Below are 22,348 nucleotides of genomic sequence, written 5' to 3' on the forward strand. Positions count from 1 at the left end.
AGATAAAAAATATTATTGAATTATTGCTGCAAAGGATCAGTGTTTATCTGTGGCAAAAAAAATTAACTGAATCGGTGTAATCACTAAAAAAATGAACATTAAAACCTACATATCGCTAATCACACTGCTGCTAGTCCTGCCACTCCAAAAACTGGTGGCCCAGGTGAGCCTGCAAAACCTGAAATGCGAAATGCTGGTTAATCCATTAGGTATTGATGCAACACAACCGCGTTTAAGCTGGGAGATTCTTTCACCAAAACGCAATGTTGTTCAAACGGCTTACCAAATTTTAGTGGCCTCAACTGCTGAGAAGCTGGCTCAAAATGAAGGAGATCTCTGGAATTCAGGAAAAGTAAGCAGTGATGAATCGATCCATGTTCAATACAATGGGCAGGCCCTTAACAGCCGAATGCTTTGTTTCTGGAAAGTAAAAACATGGACAACTGCAGGTGAAAGCGAATGGTCGGCCAGTAATTCGTGGACCATGGGATTGCTTAACTACAAAGACTGGCCAAAAGGCTGGATTGGTTTCGATCGGGCCTTTCCATGGGATAACATCAAAACCGACTCCCGTTTATCGGCACGTTATTTCAGGAAGGAATTTCGAAGTACCAAAAAAGTAAAATCCGCCACAGCTTCAATTATCGGCCTGGGCTTGTACCAGCTTTACCTGAATGGTAAAAAAGTAGGTGAGGAGGTACTCACTCCTTCACCAACCGATTACAATAAAAATGTAAAATACAATACTTACGATGTGACGCCTTATCTGCAAGAAGGGAAAAATGCAGTTGGTGCCATTTTAGGCAATGGTCGTTTCTTCGCCATGCGGCAAAATGAAAAACCCTATAAAATCAAAACTTTTGGTTTTCCTAAAATGCTGCTGAACATCCATATTGTTTACAGCGATGGCAGCACAGCCAATATCGACACCGATGATAGCTGGAAAGGCACTGCTGATGGGCCCATCCGTGCAAATAACGAGTACGATGGCGAGGAATATGATGCCACAAAAGAAACAAGCGGCTGGAATAAAGCAGGTTTCGACGACAGCAAATGGCTGAAGGCAGAATTTGTACAGGAACCATCAGGAACCATCGAAGCCCAGATGAACGAAAATATGCGGGTGATGAATACACTCAAACCGGTTGCTGTTAAAGCAATCTCTGGCGGCAGATTTATCCTCGATATGGGTCAAAACATGGTTGGCTGGTTACAAGTTAAAGTTAAAGGCCAAAAAGGCAAGCAGCTGAAAATGCGTTTTGCAGAATCCCTACAGGAAAATGGCGAGTTATTTACGGCAAACCTGCGCAATGCCAAATGCACTGATTTATATACTTTTAAAGGAAGCGAACCAGAATTGTGGGAACCCACTTTTGCCTATCGCGGCTTTAGATATGTTGAACTATCTGGTCTCAATTACATGCCAACCCCCAGCGACTTTGTTGGCAAAATGATCTACGATAAAATGAATACCACAGGCACTTTCGAAACGTCAAATGCATTAATCAACCAGATCTTTAAAAATGCCTGGTGGGGTATCGCCGGAAATTACAAAGGCATCCCAATTGATTGCCCGCAACGCAACGAGCGTATGCCCTGGCTAGGCGACAGAGGAGCCGTTGCGCATGGCGAAAATTTCCTTTTCGATAATGGCCGTTTTTATGCTAAGTGGCTGCAGGATATCAGGAATGCACAGAAAGAAGATGGTGCAATCCCCGATGTTGCACCCGCATTTTGGCGTTATTACAGCGATAACATGAGCTGGCCGGGTTCCATCGTGCTCATTACCGAAATGCTTTACAGGCAAACCGGCGATGTCCATGCCGTGGCTGAAAACTATCCGGCCATTAAAAAATGGCTGGCTTATATGCAAGACCGTTACATGAAAGATCATATCCTCACCAAAGACAGTTATGGTGACTGGTGCATGCCACCAGCAACAATTGAGGCAGGCAGAGGTAAAAGTGCCGATAAAAAGTATCCTTCCGAACTGATTTCGACGGCTTACTACTATCATTTTACACAAGTGATGATGCAGTTTAGCAAGATAAGCGGGAATCAAGGTGATTATAAAGATTATGACGCGCTGGGAGATAAAATAAAAGCTGCCTTTAATCAAAGGTTTTATAACGAAAAAGGCTTTTATGGCGATAATAACTTAACAGATAATATCATTCCGCTTTACTTCGGAATGGTTCCGGAAAAGCATATCGAGCAGGTTTTCAAAAATATAGTGTATACCGTTGAAGTAACCAATAAAGGGCATTTAAGCAATGGCTTAGTCGGCGTGCAGTGGCTAATGCGCTGTTTGAACGATTACGGCAGACCTGATTTGGCTTATACCATCGCTACACAAAAAACTTACCCAGGCTGGGGTTATATGATCGATAACGGCGCAACCACCATTTGGGAACTCTGGAATGGCAATACCGCCGATCCGAAAATGAATTCGCAAAACCACGTGATGATGCTGGGCGATTTACTGATCTGGTATTACGAAAATCTGGCTGGTATTAAAGCGGAAAGCCCGGCCTTTAAAAAAGTTAGGATGAAACCCGAAATGATCGCTGGATTAGATCATGTAAATGCAAGTTACCAGTCGGCTTATGGTTTAATTAAAAGTAACTATACCAAAACCACCGGTAAACTTACATGGAAAGTAAGTATTCCGGTCAATACCAGCGCTATAATCTATATTCCGGCAAAAAACAAACAAGCAGTTACAGAAAATTCAGGTTCAATAAAGGATTTAAAATTTATAAAATTAGAAAAAGACAGAGCCATTTATGAGGTGGGCTCAGGTGATTATGAGTTTGTGGCAGAACTTTAATCGTCAGTGCAAGGCACGAAGTAATTAAAATGATGGTTTGTGTGGACACAACCATGGCGCAAGAACAAATCGTCATTGCGGGGAGGCACGTCAGCCAGTTCCGATTTCTCGGGAAAGCAATCTATTTCGCAAAAAAATTGCTTCGCCTGATGAAAAATCAGCCTCGCAATGACCAAAACTAATAAGTATGATATTCAAAAGAATTTTAACCATAGCCGCAGCAGCCTTCACGCTTACTGCCCATGCCCAGGTAGAAAAATGGCAAACCGGAATCGTTAAACAGGAGTTTTTATACGATAAGGCTCCGTTTCCATCCTGCCACTCGGCCACCATTGCCGAAACCCCGACAGGTTTAGTGGCCTCGTTTTTTGGGGGCACCAAAGAGCGGAATCCCGATGTAGAAATTTACATCAGCCGTTTTGTTGATGGGAGATGGCTGGCACCGGTTTCTGTAGCCAATGGTATTTTGGCTGATGGCAAACGCTTACCCACCTGGAATCCCGTTCTTTATCAGGTGCCCGGAGGCGATTTATTGTTATTCTATAAAATCGGTCCTAAACCATCTGAGTGGTGGGGCATGATGCGCAGTTCAAAAGATGGCGGTAAAACCTGGTCGGATGCTGCAAAACTGCCAACTGGAAATATCGGTCCGGTTAAAAATAAACCTGTTTTGTTAAGCAACGGAAATCTCTTCGCCCCATCCAGCCGCGAAGGCGATGGCTGGAAAGTACATTTCGAGGTAACCAAAGATAATGGCAAAACCTGGCGCACAGTAGGGCCCATACAGGAAAACGGCATTAAAGCCATCCAACCGAGTATTTTACAGTACGGAAAAGGTAAACTTCAGATTTTAGCGCGTACCGCAAACCGTGCCATCGCAGAATCATGGTCTACAGATAACGGCGAAACCTGGTCGCCATTGACCAAAACCACCTTACCCAACAACAATTCGGGTACAGATGCCGTTACGCTGAAAGATGGCAGACAGGTATTGGTTTATAACCACGTATTGCCTCCGGGCGATCTCGCCAAAGGTGCGCGCACACCTTTAAATGTTTCGGTTTCTAAAGATGGTAAAACCTGGTACGCTGCATTGATTTTAGAAGATTCGCCAATAAGCCAGTATTCTTATCCCGCTGTAATCCAAACGGCTGATGGTATGTTGCATTTCATTTATACCTGGCGGAGGGAGAAAATCAAACACGTAGTAGTAGATCCCACAAAATTAAAGTTGAAGAAAATTGAAAATGGTATTTGGCCAAAGCTAAAGGGATATGCTGCACCGGTAATTACTGAAACTAAAAACGAGGAACCATGAGCAGTATAAGGAACCAATCCGTCATTGCGAGGTTAAGACGATCGTCATTGCGAGGAGGCACGACGAAGCAATCTGTCTTACAAGGAAAGATTGCTTCGGCTGATGAAAAATCAGCACTCGCAATGACGGGCGGAATATTTAGATATCTTGTGTTATTTGTAGTGGGTACGCTGTCCATCACTAACTTCCTTTTCGCCCAAACCCAAAATTCAGATCATGCGTATAAAAAACCTCTATTAGAAGTACTTAAGGATATTGAAAATCGTTATCACGTAAAAATTAAATATGCCGAGCCACAGGTAAAAGATAAGTGGGTAAACTATGCCAACTGGCGCTTTCGGGCAGATGTAGATGAAACTTTGTCCAATGTACTTACTCCATTGGATATGAAAGTGAACAAAGAGAAAGCAGGCGTTTACAAGCTTAAAGAATATGAATATTACCGTTGGGAAGTGCAAGACGGCTGGGATTATCTGGATAGTTTAGCTTCAAAATACAGCGATCGGGACAGCTGGGAAAAACGGAAAGCATTGATTAAACCCCAGCTTTTTGAGGCTTTGCAATTATCTCCTTTACCGGCCAAGCCCAATTCGAAACCAATTATTACTGCTAAACGAATTTTTGATGGCTATTCAGTAGAAAACATTGCTTTAGAGATTTTACCAGGCATTTGGATCAACGGATCACTTTATAAACCACTAAATATCAGAGGAAAAATACCGGTAATCTTAAGTCCTGATGGACATTGGGAAAAACAGCGTTACCGTCCCGATTGCCAGATCCGTTGCGCTATGCTGGCCCGCATGGGGGCTATGGCCTTTAGTTACGACCTCTTCGCCTGGGGCGAATCGATGTTGCAGTTTAAATACGAAGACCATAGAAAAAGCCTGTCGCAAACCGTACAAACACTTGGAGGAATCCGCATTTTAGATTATTTCACTTCACTAAAAGAAACCGATACCAACCGGGTGGCCATTAGTGGTGGTTCGGGAGCTGGCAGCCATTGCATTTTAATGACCGCAATGGATAACCGCATTAAAGTCAGCGCCCCTGTGGTAGCCATGTCATCCTACTTTTATGGCGGCTGTCCGTGCGAAAGCGGTATGCCCATTCACCAATGTGGGGGTGGAACAGATAATGTGGAACTTGCGGCAATGGCTGCACCGCGTCCACAATTGCTCGTATCAGATGGTAGCGACTGGACCGCCCATACTCCTGAACATGATTTCCCATACCTGCAAAAAATGTATGGCTATTATGGCGTAAAGGATAAAGTAGAAAACGTGCATTTACCAGATGAGAAACATGACTTCGGTCCGAATAAACGCATTGCCCTTTACGATTTTCTGGTTAAACATTTCAAACTCAATGGCAATTCTGTTAAAGACAAAGCCGGAAAGTACGATGAAAGCAAAGCAACCATCGAAAAAGAAAATGCCATGTATGTTTTCGGCGATAAAGGTGAAAAACTGCCTAAAAATGCTGTAATGGGTTTTGAAAACCTGCAAAAATTGTTTCCAAAAAGCCAGAATTAAATGATGCAATACCAGAACAGAAGAATCTTTTTCAAACATCTTGCCTTAATTGGCGGGAGCTTAATGTTGCCCGATGTTTTGCTGGCTACAGGCTCAAAGCGCAGGTACAAAGTGGCGGTAATTGATTTAATGATCCTCAAACGCCAGAAATTAAGCGCTTTGGAACTGACCAGTGAAATTGGTGCCGATGGGTTGGAAATCGATATGGGCGGGCTGGGCGACCGGGAAACCTTTGATAATAAACTGGCAGATCCGGCCATCCGAGAGCAATACCTCGAAAAAGCAAAGGCACGTCATCTTGAATTTTGTTCCCTGGCCATGACCGGTTTTTATGCCCAGTCTTTTGCCAAACGACCAACCTATCAAAAAATGGTGCAGGATTGTTTAGATACTGCTAAAGCCATGAAAATCAAGGTGATTTTTTTACCGCTTGGCATACAGGGCGATTTGGTTAAAAATCCCGAATTAAGGGTACCGATTGTTGAACGCTTAAAAATTACCGGTAAAATGGCGGCCAAAGCAGGGGTGGTTATCGGTATTGAGACTTCACTCGATGCCAAAGGCGAACTACAGTTGCTGAAAGAAATCAATTGTAAGCACATCAAAAGCTATTTCAACTTTTCGAATGCAATTAAAAATGGTCGCGATTTACACCAGGAACTAAAAATATTGGGCAGGAAAAATATTATTCAGATCCATGCGACAAACGAAGATGGTGTATGGCTCGAAAATGATCCTAAAATTGACCTCAAAAAGGTAAAACAAACGTTAGATGAAATGGGCTGGAGCGGCTGGCTGGTTATAGAACGTAGCCGTGATGCCAAGCAACCCACCAATGTGAAGTACAACTTTACCGCCAATACCAGATACCTGAAATCTATTTTCCAAAACGAGGTTTCGTCATTGCGAGGCACGAAGCAATCTTACTAGCAAGATGATGACGATGAGTTTAACCAGTTACCAACTAAATAGCCTTAATTTCAAAGCATATCATGTTATTATTCTGATATTTAGCCTACTCTATCTAAATGCAAATGCTGCTGATATTTATGTCTCCAAATTGGGTTCCGATCGCAACACCGGCACAAAGGAAAAACCATTGGCCTCCTTGCATTTTGCCATCCGGAAGGCCAGGGAGCTACGCAGGTTAAATGATCATTCAATCAAAGGAGGGATTCATATCATTATCGAAAATGGTTATTACACTTTAGATGAAGCCGTTGTACTTCGTCCCGAAGATTCGGGCACCAAAGAAAGTCCCACCCAAATTGTGGCGGCTCAGGGAGCTACAGTTATTTTTAGTGGCGGCGTAAAAATTAAAGGCTGGAAAAAATTAACTAATCCGGTTGCAGGCTTACCTAAAAATGCCATAGATAAAGTTTGGGTGGCTGATGCACCTATGTTTGCCGGTAATACGCTATTGTTCAGACAGCTTTGGGTGAATGGAAGTAAGGCTGTTAGGGCCAAAGATGCTAACGGCGATGCCATGAACCGCATTTTGTCCTGGGACGCCCAATCACAGACCTGCAAAATCCCTTTAAATAAAAATATCAGCCTCAACGGGGCTAAAGGTATCGAAATGGTCATCCACCAGTGGTGGGCCATTGCCAATTTGCGGGTAAAATCAGTAAAAACACAGCAGAACACTGCCGAACTTTCCTTTTTACAGCCCGAAAGCCGCATACAATCAGAACACCCATGGCCAGCGCCGTGGATTTCGGATAAAACCGGCAATTCTGCCTATTATTTAACCAATGCCATTCAGTTTTTAGATGAACCGGGCGAGTGGTTCGAAGATTTACAGCACCATAAAGTTTATTACTGGCCCAAAGATAAGCAGAATATGCATCAGGCAGATGTGGTGGCGCCCGCTTTAGAAACCCTGTTGAAAGTTGAAGGAACCATTGATCATCCGGTTGCTTACATTTCTTTCCAGGGGATTTCTTTTCAGCATGCATCTTGGTTATTACCTTCCAGACAGGGCCATGTGCCACACCAGGCGGGCATGTATATGCTTGATGCTTATAAGTTAGACCAACCGGGTACTGCCGGTAAAGCCACATTAGAAAACCAGGCCTGGGTGGGCCGTCCGGCTTCCGCCATCCAGATCAGTTATGCCAATCACATCGATTTTGAGGCATGCAGGTTCGAACACCACGCTTCAACCGGACTCGATTACCAAAAAGGAACGACCAGCAATCTGATTAGCGGCAATTTGTTTAAAGATATTGGCGGATCTGGGATACTAATGGGCACTTTTTCTGACGAAGCTACCGAGGTACATTTACCTTACCAGCCAACGGATGAGCGTGAAATTTGCTCGGATAACCGGATTGAAAATAACCTGATTACCGACGTAACTAACGAGGATTGGGGCGCTGTTGGTATTGGTGCAGGTTACGTACGCGGACTTAAAATCCTGCATAATGAAATCAGTGATGTTTCTTATTCGGGGATTAGCATGGGCTGGGGCTGGACAAAAACCAAAAATGCGATGAAGGACAATACCATCAGCGGCAACAAAATTCATCATTATGGCAAACACATGTACGATGTAGCCGGCATTTATACCTTATCTGCTCAACCTGGTTCATTCATTACCGAAAATGTAGTCGACAGTATTTACACCGCCAAATATGCGCACTTACCTGACCATTGGTTTTACCTCTACACCGACGAAGGATCTTCGTATTTCACCATAAAAAATAACTGGACGCCTAGTGAAAAATACCTGCAAAATGCCAATGGTCCCGATAATTTATGGGAAAATAACGGGCCTGGAGTTGCTGAAAAAATCAAAGAAAACGCTGGTCTTGAAACACGATATCAATATCTGCTAAAGGATAAATCATCGATTTCTGGTACCAGGCAGGTTAATAAGGCGATAGATAGACCTGTGGTTTTTGAGCTGATTTTTAAAACAGGCAAAGTACCAGACGAAAAAGCATTATCCGCATTTGCCCGAGAAAATAATCTGCTGCCCTCATCCATTTACCGTTGGGAGAACCGCCTGGTCATTTACACCTCAACCTTAAAAACAGAGAGCTTGCAGCAAACCCTAAAAAGACTCAAAGCCAGCGAGATTAATCTGTATGATGATATGTTTTACGATTTCGACCGGAAAAAACAATGTGGAACCGAACCGGTAAAAGAATGGAACAATATTATACTATCTGCCAACCTGGTGAAAGACGAAAAACTGCAAAAAGAATACCTCGCTTACCACAAAACGCAGTTTGAAAAATGGCCCCAGATATCCAAAGGCTTTTGTAATGCTGATTTTCAACGGCTGGTTATTTTTAAAAAAGGCCGCCAGCTCATACTGATTATCAGCATACCCAAAGGCAAGAATTTAGATAAACTGAACCCGAAAACAACGGAAAATAACCCTAGGGTAGACGAATGGAATGCATTAATGAAAAAATATCAGGAAGGAATTGAAGGCACAAAACCTGGCGAAGTTTGGGTTTTCTTTAAACCGACAAACGAATAAAAGATTGTCACGTTGAGCCTGTCGAGACGCTTCAAAAACCCTTCGACAAGCTGCCTTTGATAGACCTCCTAGAAGAATCGTCATTTCGACTGGAGCCTGCCGGTTTTTAACTGGTGGCGGAACGGAGAAATCTATCAAGGTAGATTTCTCGACTACGCTGCACTCCGCTCGAAATGACGATCTCAGAGACGCTGTCACTTATATTGATTTTTTACAATAAATTACCCTCAGAATGATAGAATTAAAATTCGAAAACAAATAAATAACGCTTACAAAAAAATAAATATGTTAAGATTAGGAATACTAGGATTAGGCGAGGGCAGAAGCACCATATCTGCCTCGCTGGCCAGCAAAAAGTTCAAATTGATCCAGATTTGCGATGCCAATAAAAAACTTTGTAAAGAACGGGCCCTTGAGTTCGATTTCCAGAACTGGACTACCGATTACAACGATATGCTCAAAAGCGATAAAATTGATATGATTGCGATTTATACACCCGATCATTTGCATTTTGAACACATCAAACTGGCCTTGGAACACGATAAGCACGTGGTTTGTACCAAACCCTTTATTGATGATCTCTCGCAGGCCAACGAACTGCTGGCCCTGAGCAAAAAGACCAAAAAGAAAATTTTCGTCGGTCAGAGTTCGCGCTTTTTCGAACCGGCTATGCGCCAGAAAAAAGATTTCGATAAAGGCCTGATCGGCGAGTTGATTACCATCGAAAGCCACTACCATGCCGATCACCGCTGGTTTTTAGAAAAAGGCTGGTCGCTAAAAGAATCGTTCAAATGGTTGTATGGCGGTTTAAGTCACCCGGTCGATTTTATCCGCTGGTACATGCCCGATATTGAAGAAGTAATGGGCTATGGTATGCTCAGCAGCAATGGGCAAAAAGCTGGTTTAAAAAACCAGGATACCATGCACTTTATCTTCAAAGCCAAAGATGGCAGAATTGCCCGCGTAAGTGGTGCTTACACCGGACCAACCCAGCCTGCAAGTCGCGATAGTGGAATGAGTTGTATTTTGAGGGGAACTGAAGGGGCCAGCCAGGCCGATTACCATGAACTGCGTTATGCCGTAACCACCAAAACAGGCGAAGAAAAAATCATTACCTGGGGCGATACCACTTTGAAACATTATTTCCGTTTCGAAGGCCAGAGTCACCATGCCGGCGAATACCAGAATTACCTGGAGTATTTTGCCGACAGCATTAACAATAAGTTTACCGCTTACCCTGATTTAAAAGAAGGCATTGGAACCATTGCGCTTTTGCAGGCCATGGATAAATCGCTCGAAACAGGTTTACCGGTAAAAGTAGAGGAAATATTAAGCAGTTATAACATTAGCCGGGAAGCGATAGGATTATAAAATATTAAACCACAGATGAAAAAGATAGGCACAGATTGTTGAGAAGCAATGGTTCGTATCACATCAAAAGTTAAAATGTATGTTATAAAAATCGGCCATGGAAATACAGAACTCACGGAATTCAAATTTGTTTGATGCTTAAATATCTGGAAAGTATTAAACCGAGATAAAAGTTTCCGTATTAATCCGTGTTTCCGTGGCAAAAGGATATAGCGTTACAACATTAGCCGGGAATCGATCGAATTATAGAAATTCGTCATCGCGAGGAGGCACGACGAAGCAATCTTACTACTTATGCTGTAGAAAATACCTCATAAAGAATGCTTCGTGCCTCGAAATGACGACAAACCGAGGCGCATGTACCGCTGACGGATAAAGAATAATGCTGTGGCAAACAAATAAAAAACCAAACTAACCAAATGCACAAGATTGTAGAACGTTTAACCAGTTTAGATTATCTCATCGTAATCGCCTACCTTGTCATCCTGATGGTGATCGGGTACCGCGCCAGTTTTCCGAAGACAAAAAACAGTGATGAAACCTTATTTTTAGCCAATAAATCTTTAGGCTGGGCCAGTATCGGCTTCAACATGTGGGGCACTAACGTAGGTCCATCCATGCTGCTTGCTTTTGCCAGTATCGGCTATACCACCGGTATTGTGGCCGTAAACTTCGATTGGTACGCCTTTATTTTTCTTTTCCTGCTGGCCATTGTTTTCGCCCCCAGGTACCTGGCCGCAAAGGTGAGCACCATGCCCGAATTTATGGGAAACCGTTACGGCGATTCTACCCAGAATATATTAGCCTGGTATGCATTGGTAAAGATTTTAATCTCCTGGCTATCGTTAGGTTTATTTGCAGGTGGTTTTTTAGTCCGCCAGATTTTAGGTATCCCCATGTGGCAGTCAGTCACCGTTTTGGTCGCTTTTGCGGGCTTATTCACTTTTTTTGGCGGTTTGAAAGCCATTGCCAAAGTCAACATTTTCCAGATGATTTTACTGATTGCAGTTTCGCTTTCGCTTACCTTACTAGGCCTGCATAAGGTTGGAGGAATCTCAGCACTATACAGCAAAACACCCGGACATTTCTGGAACCTCATACAACCTGCCAGCGATCCCAAATATCCCTGGTATGCCATTCTTTTAGGTTACCCGGTGGCGGCTGTCGCTTTTTTCTGTACCGATCAATCGATGGTCCAGTCTGTTTTGGGCGCTAAAAACCTGAAGCAGGGCCAGTTGGGCGTGAGCTTTATCGGCTGGTTAAAAATCCTTTCGCTGCCACTCTTTATCGTAACCGGAATATTGTGTTATATCCTCTTTCCCAATCTGAAAGATCCCAACGAAGCTTACATGACCATGGTAACCAATCTTTTCCCTCCTGGCATGAACGGTTTGGTAATCGTGGTGCTTATCGCGGTTCTGGTTGGCACCATAGGTTCATCACTGAATTCGTTAAGCACCGTGTTTACCATGGATGTGTATGTGAAGAAAATCAATCCGAACGCCACCAATAAGCAGATTATTAATGTTGGGCGTTTAACCGTAATTGCCGGTTGTATTTTCGCCGTAATTGTAGTGTTGGCTATCGATAATATCAAAGGTCTAAACCTCTTCGATGTGTTTCAATCGGTACTGGGTTTTATTGCGCCGCCACTTTCAGTTGTTTTTCTGTTAACCGTGTTCTGGAAACGGACTACGCGAAAAGCCGTAAATTTTACACTATCCATCGGTTCGATACTGAGTTTAAGTACCGGAATTATGTATTTATGGGTTTTAACACCCAGCGAATATACATTCTGGCCACACTACCTCATGTTATCCTTCCTGATCTTTATGGGTTTGTTGCTCATCGCCATTTTGATTTCGCTTTTTGACAGGAGCCCAAGTATTTACACTACAAACGAAGAACATGAAGCCAATATTGAAAAACCAGATAAGACTGTTTGGATTTCCTGGGTTGCACTGGCCATAGTAATGGTTGCACTTTATATTTTCTTTAACGGACATTAAATGAGTTGATCGTCATTCCCAACTTGATTGGGAATCTTAACGCACCAAAATCAAAGAGATTCCCGACTGCGCGGGGAGGATGAAAGAAATAAAAATATGAAAAGCCTAAAAAAAACACTCCTGATTACCCTGCTGCAAGCCATGGTAATCCCCGCTTTTGCGCAAAAAGCATCCTGGATCTGGTATCCCGGCGATTTTGATATCTACATGAACAATGTGATGCAAAACCGCAGAACAGAACGTGGTTCATTTTTCCCTGTATTCTGGAAAATGGATAGCCATTATGTGCTGGTCGATTTCCATAAAGAGTTTACCCTTAGTGAACCCGAAGAAGCGAAACTTTTTGTAGAAGGCACTTACAATGTTAAAATTGACGGTCAGGCCATAACCGGCTTTCTGAAATCCATTCAGATCCCGGCCGGAAAACATAAACTAAGCCTGAAAGTGTATAGCCAGGCTACAGTGCCAGCCATTTTTGTACAGGGTAAAACCCTTGTATCAGATGAAAGCTGGTTAACCACTTTTGAGGATAAAGAATGGATTGATGCAAGTGGCAAAACCTCCGATAAATCGGGAACAACCTTTGTTTCTGCTGGCTCCTGGGGTTTAACCGATCCTTACCGCCTGCCTTCTGCGTTTAAATTGCCTGTTGTAAAGCATACTGCTGTTAAAACAGAAAAAGCAGGCACAGGTTATTTTGCCGATTTTGGGAAAGAAACCTTCGGTTTTATTAAAGTGCATGGCTTAAAAGGCAAGGGCAAATTGAGTTTGTATTATGGCGAATCGAAAGAAGAAGCCTTATCAACCGATAAATGCGAAACACTGGATCACCTGGAGATTGATCTTACCAACAAAAAAGATTCCGTGATGCCACTTTCCAAAGCTTTCCGCTATGTTAACTTTCAACCCGGAAATGGCGTTTCTGCCGATTCTATCTCCATGCTTTATGAATATGCTCCCGTTACCGAGCGGGGATGCTTTAAATCATCAGATGCGGAGCTGAACAAGATTTACGATGTGGCCAAATACACTTTTCACCTCAATACCCGTGAGTTTTTTATCGATGGCATAAAACGCGACCGATGGGTGTGGAGTGGCGATGCCTACCAAAGTTATCTCATGAATTATTATTCGTTTTTTGATGCGCCGACCGTGAAAAGAACATTGTTGGCCCAGCGTGGCAAAGATCCGGTTACAGCGCACATCAATACCATTATGGATTACTCTTTCTATTGGTTTTTGGGTATTTACGATTATTACAAATTTACCGGCGACAGAAAATTTGTACAGGACATTTATCCCCGCATGCAATCCCTTATGACTTATATTAATGGCCGTAAAAACAAAAACGGTTTGCTGGAATGGATGCCCGGTGACTGGATTTTTATAGACTGGGCCGATAAACTGAGCAAAGATGGGGAGGTGAGCTTTGAGCAACTGCTTTACGCCCGCAGTTTAGAAACCATGGCATTATGCGCCAAATTGGCCAACGACAGCGAAAATGCCACCACATATGAAGAACAAGCCAGAACATTGAAAACCAAAATATTCGATATTTACTGGAATCAAAGCAAACACGCCTTGGTGCATAGCAGGGTAGCAGGTCAGCCCACAGAAAATGTAACGCGCTATGCCAATATGTTTGGGATTTTCTTCGATTACTTTACACCTGAACAGAAATTAGCTGTAAAAGAACATGTGCTGCTTAACAACAGCATTAACAAAATTACCACGCCTTACATGCGTTTTTATGAGCTGGAAGCACTTTGTGCCATGGGTGAGCAAAGCTACGTATTAAAAGAGATGAAAAACTATTGGGGAGGCATGCTTAAACTCGGCGCTACTTCCTTTTGGGAGGAATATAATCCCGATAAAAAAGGTACCGAACACCTGGCCATGTACGGCCGGCCATTTGGAAAAAGCCTTTGCCACGCCTGGGGAGCCAGCCCGATTTACCTGCTCGGCAAGTATTACCTCGGGGTAAGTCCCGATTCTCCGGGTTACGAAACCTATACCATTGAGCCCCATTTAGGTGGTTTAGCCTGGATGGAAGGTAAAGTACCCACTGCCAACGGCGATATTTCAGTTTACATGAATAAAGGGGAAATCAAGGTGAGCGCTGCTACAGGAAAGGGTAAACTCAGGATAAAGAGTAAAACGAAACCGGTAGCAAAAGGAGCAGAAATTAAAGAAATTTCAAAAGGAATGTTCGAGGTTACAATTGAAAAAGGAGTGGAGTATCTGGTTAAATATTCGAGCTAACAGCTCTTTTGTAGCCGTGCAAACCTAGCAGGCTTTAAACCCTGCTAGGTTTAAATGAAGCTAAACTCCAATTCTTTGTTCAATTTTTTTAACACATTTGTTCGCTTCAGCTAAAATGACTTTGCTGTCAATCGCCTGATCGGAATTTAAGGCATTCAGCATCGAAATGGTTAAGCAGGCAATAATGCCATTGTTGCTGGCAATACCAATAGGGACCGAAATATCGGTTACACCCGAAACAGCATCACTATTTTTAAAATATGAACCAGTTTGCTGAATTTCTTTCAAAGAGTTTAAAAAATCTTCCTGCTGTGGTTTGGCATATTTTTTAAAAATAGCGTTGTTTTTTAATACCGTATTTCGTTCAGCTTCGGGCATATAAGCCAGCAATACTTTACCCGAAGCAGTTAATGGTAGCGGAAACAAATTTCCCTCTTCAATAGAAAGGGCAATTGGTCCCGGACTTTTCGCATGGATAATGACCATCACCTGGTTCATGTACAAAATACTCAGGTGACAAGATTGGCGTACCGAATTGGCCAGCTCTTCCAACGGAAACTGTGCAGCCTTCCTTAACTCATCAATAGGTGAGTGGCGGTGAGAAAGGTAAAAAAGTTTGAGCGACAACCGGTATTTACCCGAAACCTCATCGCGTAAAATATAACCACGGCTTTCCAGACTCATCAGCATCCGGTAAATTTCATTCGGTGTTTTTTCAATACCAATGGCAATTTCGGTTTGTGATAAGGGAATGGATTGAGCCGATAGATACTCTAAAATATCAAGCCCTTTATCTAAAGCCGGTGCCTGATACTTCGATTCATTTTCTTTCATACAGGGTTAATTTGGTTGTATCGTATTTTTTACAGTTTCAAACATACAAAAAGCATTCATATTTCATATTCAGAATGAAATTATATCATTATTACCTGAATATATGTTTTCATATTTAAAAAAAAGATTTATATTTGAATTAATTGCGAATTTAAAGTTAAACAAATTCTACAGCTTATACTATAAGTGCCAAGAATTTATTTCTAACTAAATTGAGCACGACAACCAAGTATAAACCAAATCAAGCATCAAAAGCGATCTGTACGGGCTAATGAACAAACTTGTAATTTTTTCTTTTTTTTACCTGTTTACTTTTCCGCTGTTTGCTCAGGAGGTTAAGGTATTCCATTTAAGCTGCGAATACTGTTCAAATCCGCTTGGGGTTGATGCCCTGCAACCACATTTTAGCTGGCAAATGGCTTCAGATCAACACAATATCATGCAAACCGCTTATCAGCTTCTGGTATCAAAGAGCCTGACTTCGCTTAAGCAAGATAAAGGTGAGGTATGGGATTCTAAAAAGATTATTTCCGGTCAGTCCATTCAGATAAAATATAGAGGAGCAGCACTACAATCAGCTGAAAGATATTACTGGAAAATCCGGGTTTGGGATAACCGGGGCAAGCCATCTGCCTGGAGTGAAACGGCACTTTTTCAGATGGGGCTGTTGAGTGCAGCTGACTGGAAAGGCGCCCAATGGATTGCTTACGAAAAACTGGCCGATTCAAACGTAAATATTTTACCGACGGATGGGAAGAAAGACAAATTTAACGGTAATAATATCCTGCCGATGTTTCGCAAAGCGTTTGCAGTAACCAGAAGCATCAAAAAAGCTACTGCCTTTATTTCGGGCTTGGGTCACTTTGAAATAAGTTTGAATGGCGAAAAAGTAGGAGATGATTTTTTAGCCCCTGGCTGGACCAAATATGATCGCGAAGCTTTGTACGTAACCTATGATATTACCAACCAACTAAAAAAAGGCACTAATGCTGTTGGTGTGATGCTGGGCAATGGCTTTTACTACATTCCGCCGGTTAAAGAAAGGTACCGTAAACTAAAAGTGGCTTATGGCTTCCCGAAAATGATCTGCCGTTTACTGATCGAATATACAGATGGCACTTCGGTCAATGTAACCAGCAACGATCGCTGGAAAACAGCACCCTCGCCGGTTACTTTTTCCAGTATTTATGGTGGTGAAGACTATAACGCCGGTTTAGCGCAAAAAAACTGGAACCTGGCAGCATTTAATGATAGCAAATGGAAAAGCGCTTTGGTAGTAAATGGTCCGAAGCTAAACGCCCAAAAAGAAGAGCCTGTTAAAATTTTTGATCATTTTCCTGCAAAGCAGATTACACAAACTGCAAATGGTGACTGGGTTTATGATCTCGGACAAAACGCATCAGGCATTATTGAACTCCAGGTGAGCGGCAAAACAGGCGACACCATCCGCATTACACCAGCTGAACTATTAAAAGAAGATGGTACCGTTACGCAGAAAAACATCGGCGGACCTGCTTACTTTAGCTATATTTTAAGTGGTGAGGCTACCGAAACCTGGCGGCCACGTTTTTTCTACTCGGGTTTCCGCTATCTGCAGGTTCAAGGTGGCGTTCCGGCCGGGAAAGAAAACCCATTGAACAAAGCCATTATCAAAGATTTAAAAGGTCTGCATATACGCAATGCAGCTCCAAATGCTGGCGAATTCATTTCTTCAAACGAATTGTTTAATAAAACCTTTAAACTGATCGATTGGGGTATTAAAAGTAATATGGTTAGTGTTTTTACTGACTGCCCGCACCGCGAAAAACTCGGATGGTTAGAGCAATTGCATTTAATGGGCAGCTCGGTAAATTACAATTACGCGGCTGCACCGTTGTTTGTAAAAGCCTCAGTCGACATGCAAAATTCTCAGCTAGCCAACGGGCTCGTTCCTGAAATTGCGCCTGAGTATGTTAAATTTGAATGGGGAGGCGATATGTTCCGCGATTCGCCTGAATGGGGAAGCAGCAGTATTTTAGTACCCTGGGATTTGTACAAGTGGTATGGCGATAAACAGGCCTTAGCCAATCATTATCCCACCATGCAGCGTTACATCCAATATTTAAGCACCAAAGCCAATAATCACATCTTATCGCAAGGTTTGGGCGATTGGTATGATCTTGGCCCAAAACCTCCGGGCGTTTCACAGCTTACCGCGATGGGCATTACAGCCACTGCTATTTATTATTACGATTTAAAAATCCTCGAAAAAATAGCCACCTTATTGGGAAAAAAGGCTGATGCACTGACTTGTGCCATACTTGCAATTTTAGTACGAGATGCATTTAATGCCAGATTCTTTAATCCGGAAACCAGGCAATACGGCTCGGGCAGCCAAACGGCCAATGCCATGGCTGTTTATATGGGTTTAGTTGAAGAAAAAGATAAGCAGGCAGTTATTGATAACCTTGTAAAAGACATTAAAGATAAAAACAACGGATTAACAGCAGGCGACATTGGCTACCGTTATGTACTACGCGTTTTAGAAGATGCCGGACGCTCGGATGTGATTTTCGACATGAACAGCCGTAGCGACGTACCCGGTTATGGCATGCAGTTATCCAGGGGTGCTACTGCTTTGACCGAAAGCTGGGCCGCACTGCCAACGGTTTCCAATAACCATTTTATGCTGGGGCATTTAATGGAATGGTTTTACAGTGGAGTGGGTGGAATCCGTCAGGATGAAAACTCGGTCGCCTTTAACCGGATTAAAATTTACCCTGAGGTAGTCGGTGATTTAACTGCAGCAACCACGAGTTACCAATCAGCCTATGGTAAAATAGCTACTGACTGGAAAAAAACAGCTGAAGGTTTTGAAATCGCCATAAATATTCCGGTGAATACTACAGCTGTAGTTTATATTCCGGTTTCGGCAAATCAAAGCCTTGCAGAGATTCACAATGCTAAATTCCAAAACCTCGGTACAGCCAACGGCAGAACCCAGGTTGCAATCGGTTCGGGTTATTATAAATTTAAAGTGAAGTAGCATGAGCAAGCTCTGGATATATCTGACAGGCCTATTAACATGCGCTACAGCATTTGCTCAGGAAGTTAAAAATCCGGTATCTGCTGCCGAAATGGAAAAAATTTACCAGGAAGTGAAAACGCCTTTCAAATACGGGTTGGTGATGGTTCCGGCTGATCAGGAGCATAAAATGGATTGTCCCACCATTTTTAGAAAAGGCAAATACTGGTACATGACTTATCTGATTTTTAGCGGTCGCGGTTACGAAACCTGGATGGCAAAAAGCAGCGATTTACTGTACTGGGAAAATCAGGGTAAATTAATGTCGTTCGAAGATTCAGGCAAATGGGACGATAACCAGAAGGCGGGCTACAATGCACTTTTAGATATCAAATGGGGAGGTAGTTACCAGGCGAACAGTTTTAATGGCAAATACTGGATGTCGTATTTCGGTGGCAAAGAACGTGGATACGAAGTAGAGCCTTTATCTATTGGTATGGCTTATACCAATCAACATCCGTCGGTTGTGCAGGAATGGAAACGGCTGGATCAACCGGTTTTAAGCTCGCTCGACAGCGATGTACGCTGGTGGGAAAACCGGCATAAACTATTTAAAAGTACGGTGGTTGCCGATCAGAAAAAGTTAACGGGCCATTCTTTTGTGATGTATTACAATGCTGTTGGCGATTCGCTGGCAAACAATAAAAAAACACGCTGGTATGAACGCATTGGCATGGCAGTATCCGACGATATGGTGCATTGGCAACGCTACCTTAAAAATCCCGTTGTACATCATCCGGTTGGCATTACCGGCGATGCGGTCATCCAGCAGATCGGAAGAAATTATGTGATGTTTTATTTCGGTGCTTTCTGGCAGGACAGGAAAGGTTCTTTTAACCGTTTTGCGGTATCTAAAGACCTCGTCAACTGGACCGACTGGACGGGCAATAACCTGATAGAATCATCAGAAAAATATGATGAGTTATATGCGCACAAATCGTTCGTCGTTAAGCACAAAGGCATTGTTTACCACTTTTATTGTGCGGTGAACAAACAAGACCAGCGGGGTATTGCGGTGGCCACTTCGAAAGATTTAGGAAAAAGTAAATTGAATTTTGTTCAAAATTAAGAAATGAGAATACCGGGCATTTTTAAGGTTTTATTTTTTTTGATTGCATTTTTAGCAATATCATTACATTGCGTTGCGGCCATTATGCCGTCATTGCGAGGAGGTACGACAGCCAGCCCCGATCTTTCGGGGAAGCAATCTAATCTGCAAAAAAGATTGCTTCACCCAATGAAAAATTGGGCTCGCAATCACGAGCCCATAACTAATCCACCCCGAGTAAAAACCAGCTTCAACAAAGACTGGAAATTTTTCCCGGGTGATGATCCCGCTGCCAGGAATTCGCTGTATAATGATTCAAAATGGAGAAAACTTACCTTGCCACACGACTGGAGCATTGAGGGCAAATTCGACGAAAAAAACCCTGCCAAACCTGAGGGTGGTGGCTTGCCAACTGGTATTGGCTGGTACAGGAAAACATTTACTGCACCTGCCGGTTTTAAAAACAAATTGATTACTGTTGAGTTCGACGGTGTTTACAAAAACAGCGAGGTTTGGTTAAACGGCCATTATCTGGGTAAACGTCCTTATGGTTATAGCTCCTTTGCTTACGAAATCAGTAGATTCTTAAAGTCAGGAAATAACATCATTGCTGTAAAGGTCGATAATTCAGCACAGCCCGATTCCCGCTGGTATTCCGGTTCTGGAATTTACAGAAACGTATGGTTAACTACTACTGCCAAAGTTGCGGTGGCAAAATGGGGCACTTTTGTAACTACGGGTACTGATGGAAAAGTGAATATAAAAACGCAAATCCAAAACAAAACCTCGAAACAGCAGCCAGCAGTTTTGGTTCATTCTATTTACGATACCAGGGATAAACTGATCATAAAAACACAAGCACAAAACATCAAAATAGATACGACAGGATTAATCGTTAACAGCGATAGTAAGCTTAAAAACCCTGTGCTTTGGTCGTTAAAAAAGCCTGCACAGTACAAAGTGGTTACACAAATTTTGCAAAACAATAAGCTTATTGATACTTATGAAACTAAATTCGGATTCAGAACCTTCAGTTTCAACGCAGAAAAGGGTTTTTCTTTAAATGGTATGTCCACCAAAATACTGGGCGTTTGCCTGCACCACGATCTGGGTGCTTTGGGCGCTGCTGTAAATGTACGCGCCATGGAGCGCCAGCTCGAAATCATGAAAGCCATGGGCGTAAATGCCATCCGTACAGCCCACAATCCACCAGCACCGGAGTTTTTAGATTTATGTGATAAAATGGGTTTTCTCGTAATGGATGAAGCTTTTGACATGTGGGCGAAAAAGAAAAACAAAAACGATTATCACCTCAGTTTTCCCGAATGGCATAAACGCGATCTGGAAGATATGGTTCTCCGCGACCGCAATCACCCCTCCATTATTTTATGGAGCATTGGAAACGAAATCCGAGAGCAGTTCGATAGTACCGGTGTAGCACTAACCAAAGAGTTGGTGGCAACAGTTAAAAACCTCGATCAAAGTCGTCCGGTAATCTCGGCCTTAACCGAAACCGATGCTAAGAAAAATTTTATTTACCAGGCCAATGCGCTGGATATTTATGGATTAAACTACAACCATAAACTGTATAAAGATTGGCCTAAAAATTATCCTGGTGTTAAGTTTCTGGCCACCGAAACTACATCAGCATTAGAAACCCGAGGTTTTTACGATACTGCTGATACCATCCGCCGGTGGCCAAGAGACGGAAAAACAAAGTTTACTGAAGGCAACCGCGAATGGTCGGCCTCTGCTTATGATAATGTTTCGGCTTACTGGGGTTCCACGCACGAAGAAACCTGGAAAGCGGCCAAAAAATACGATCATGTTTCAGGTCTTTTTGTATGGACGGGTTTTGATTATCTCGGCGAGCCATTACCTTACCCATGGCCGGCACGCAGCTCGTATTTTGGAATTGTCGATTTAGCGGGTTTCCCTAAAGATTCGTATTACATGTACCAAAGCGAGTGGACCGATAAACCGGTATTGCACATCCTGCCACACTGGAACTGGGAATCGGGCAAATCTGTAGAGGTTTGGGCTTACTACAACCAGGCTGATGAGGTAGAGCTGTACCTCAATGGAAAATCTTTAGGTAAAAAATCAAAACAGGATGATGATTTACATGTGCAATGGAACGTAAATTTTGAACCCGGAACACTTAAAGCCGTATCGCGCAAAAATGGAAAAGAGGTTTTGGTTCGTGAAGTAAAAACTGCCGGCGACCCGGCTAAAATTGAGTTAATAGCTGATCGAAAACAGATTAAAGCCGATGGTAAAGATTTATCGTTTATCACTGTACGCATTTTAGATAAGGCCGGGAATGTAGTACCGAATGCGGATAACCTGGTTGACTTTAAAGTGGAAGGCAATGGATTTATAGCCGGTGTAGACAATGGGTTTCAGGCGAGTTTAGAACCTTTTAAAGCCAGCTACCGCAAAGCTTTTCATGGTTTATGCCTGGCAATTTTACAGGCTACAGCTAAATCCGGAACAATTAGGCTAACAGCAACATCGGCAGGCTTATCGCCGGCTTCGATAGTAGTGAGCACGGAGAAATGAGAAACTATGAAATAAAAAATTA

At 42.8% G+C, this 22,348-nt stretch carries 12 protein-coding genes; 11 read left to right on the top strand and 1 reads right to left on the bottom strand.

Annotated elements, in window-relative coordinates; genetic code table 11:
* Positions 1–91 precede the first annotated feature (91 nt).
* The 8 genes from ACIQXP_RS17720 (at position 92) to ACIQXP_RS17755 (ending at position 14,818) form a co-directional block, all read left to right on the top strand.
* The gene (locus tag ACIQXP_RS17720) at positions 92–2,830 is read left to right on the top strand and encodes an alpha-L-rhamnosidase (protein WP_387506405.1); all 2,739 of its coding nucleotides are present in this window, start codon (positions 92–94) and stop codon (positions 2,828–2,830) included.
* 187 nt (positions 2,831–3,017) lie between these two features.
* Positions 3,018–4,148 carry a sialidase family protein gene (locus ACIQXP_RS17725; RefSeq protein ID WP_387506408.1) on the top strand — a complete coding sequence of 377 codons (1,131 nt, stop codon included), beginning with the start codon at positions 3,018–3,020 and terminating at the stop codon, positions 4,146–4,148.
* Positions 4,145–5,683, top strand: coding sequence for a DUF4974 domain-containing protein (locus ACIQXP_RS17730; RefSeq protein ID WP_387506411.1), 1,539 nt, complete (start codon positions 4,145–4,147; stop codon positions 5,681–5,683). The genes ACIQXP_RS17725 and ACIQXP_RS17730 overlap by 4 nt, the downstream gene beginning before the upstream one ends.
* On the top strand, positions 5,684–6,613 hold the full coding sequence (locus tag ACIQXP_RS17735; protein ID WP_387506413.1) for a sugar phosphate isomerase/epimerase family protein: 930 nt from the start codon (positions 5,684–5,686) through the stop codon (positions 6,611–6,613).
* A gap of 13 nt (positions 6,614–6,626) precedes the next feature.
* Complete coding sequence (locus ACIQXP_RS17740; protein ID WP_387506415.1) at positions 6,627–9,176, top strand: L-rhamnose mutarotase; 2,550 nt, start codon at positions 6,627–6,629, stop codon at positions 9,174–9,176.
* A gap of 285 nt (positions 9,177–9,461) precedes the next feature.
* Positions 9,462–10,547: a Gfo/Idh/MocA family protein gene (locus ACIQXP_RS17745; RefSeq protein WP_293742113.1), complete on the top strand. Its 1,086-nt coding sequence runs from the start codon at positions 9,462–9,464 to the stop codon at positions 10,545–10,547.
* 419 nt (positions 10,548–10,966) lie between these two features.
* The gene (locus ACIQXP_RS17750) at positions 10,967–12,556 is read left to right on the top strand and encodes a sodium:solute symporter family transporter (protein ID WP_293742114.1); all 1,590 of its coding nucleotides are present in this window, start codon (positions 10,967–10,969) and stop codon (positions 12,554–12,556) included.
* Positions 12,557–12,652: 96 nt separating this feature from the next.
* Positions 12,653–14,818 (top strand): alpha-L-rhamnosidase-related protein, encoded by a 2,166-nt coding sequence (locus ACIQXP_RS17755; protein ID WP_293742115.1) that lies wholly within the window; start codon positions 12,653–12,655, stop codon positions 14,816–14,818.
* A gap of 60 nt (positions 14,819–14,878) precedes the next feature.
* On the opposite strand, the gene ACIQXP_RS17760 is transcribed toward ACIQXP_RS17755, so the two are convergent.
* Positions 14,879–15,652 carry an IclR family transcriptional regulator gene (locus tag ACIQXP_RS17760; protein WP_387506420.1) on the bottom strand — a complete coding sequence of 258 codons (774 nt, stop codon included), beginning with the start codon at positions 15,650–15,652 and terminating at the stop codon, positions 14,879–14,881.
* A 271-nt stretch (positions 15,653–15,923) separates the two neighbouring features.
* On the opposite strand from ACIQXP_RS17760, the gene ACIQXP_RS17765 reads away from it, so the two are divergent.
* The 3 genes from ACIQXP_RS17765 (at position 15,924) to ACIQXP_RS17775 (ending at position 22,326) form a co-directional block, all read left to right on the top strand.
* Positions 15,924–18,677 (top strand): family 78 glycoside hydrolase catalytic domain, encoded by a 2,754-nt coding sequence (locus ACIQXP_RS17765; protein WP_387506422.1) that lies wholly within the window; start codon positions 15,924–15,926, stop codon positions 18,675–18,677.
* A 1-nt stretch (position 18,678) separates the two neighbouring features.
* Positions 18,679–19,785 carry a glycoside hydrolase family protein gene (locus ACIQXP_RS17770; protein WP_387506425.1) on the top strand — a complete coding sequence of 369 codons (1,107 nt, stop codon included), beginning with the start codon at positions 18,679–18,681 and terminating at the stop codon, positions 19,783–19,785.
* A 168-nt stretch (positions 19,786–19,953) separates the two neighbouring features.
* Positions 19,954–22,326: a glycoside hydrolase family 2 TIM barrel-domain containing protein gene (locus ACIQXP_RS17775; protein ID WP_387506428.1), complete on the top strand. Its 2,373-nt coding sequence runs from the start codon at positions 19,954–19,956 to the stop codon at positions 22,324–22,326.
* Positions 22,327–22,348: the final 22 nt, after the last annotated feature.

The sequence above is a fragment of the Pedobacter suwonensis genome, from assembly GCF_044762335.1.
Classification (GTDB): Bacteria; Bacteroidota; Bacteroidia; order Sphingobacteriales; family Sphingobacteriaceae; genus Pedobacter.